This is a genomic window from Natronococcus sp. (assembly GCF_047921035.1).
In the GTDB taxonomy this organism is placed as follows: Archaea; Halobacteriota; Halobacteria; order Halobacteriales; family Natrialbaceae; genus Natronococcus.
Genome location: NZ_JBLRWX010000282.1, coordinates 1 through 503, shown reverse-complemented (window position 1 = coordinate 503; position 503 = coordinate 1). Strand labels below are relative to the sequence as shown.

At 66.6% G+C, this 503-nt stretch carries 1 protein-coding gene; it reads left to right on the top strand.

Annotated features, from left to right (window positions below; genetic code table 11):
• Nucleotides 1-73: 73 nt before the first annotated feature.
• The coding region (locus tag ACNA7R_RS20710; RefSeq protein ID WP_416285406.1) for an FAD-dependent oxidoreductase at nucleotides 74-503 on the top strand (430 nt) is incomplete at its 3' end.

Below are 503 nucleotides of genomic sequence, written 5' to 3'. Positions count from 1 at the left end.
TCACCCGCGCAGGACCACGGTCGGCGACCTTTGCGCGCGTCGAGCCGATGCCGGTAAACGCAAGGAGAGAGAATTGGCGACCAACCTTCTGGCCAACGACACCTACCGCAACGAGTACACCACCGACTTCGTCGAGAACTGGGACGACCTGATCGGCTGGGACGGTCGCGAGGACAGCGAATCCCGGTTCTTCCACCGCATCCTCGACGCCTACGGCTTCGAGCTGATCCACGGCTTCGCACGGTTCGTCGACGCGGACACGATCGAGGTCGACGGGCGACGCATCACCGCCCGTTCGTACCTGATCGCCACGGGCGCACAGGCGTGGGCCCCACCGATCGACGGGCTGGCCGAGACGGGCTACCTGACCTCGACCACCGCGTTGGAGCTCGAAGAGGTGCCGGGTCGGTTGACGGTGATCGGCGCGAACGCGATCGGGCTCGAGCTCGGCCAGTTCTTCGCCCACCTGGGCAGCGAGGTCACCTTCCTGGACGTCGCCGAGC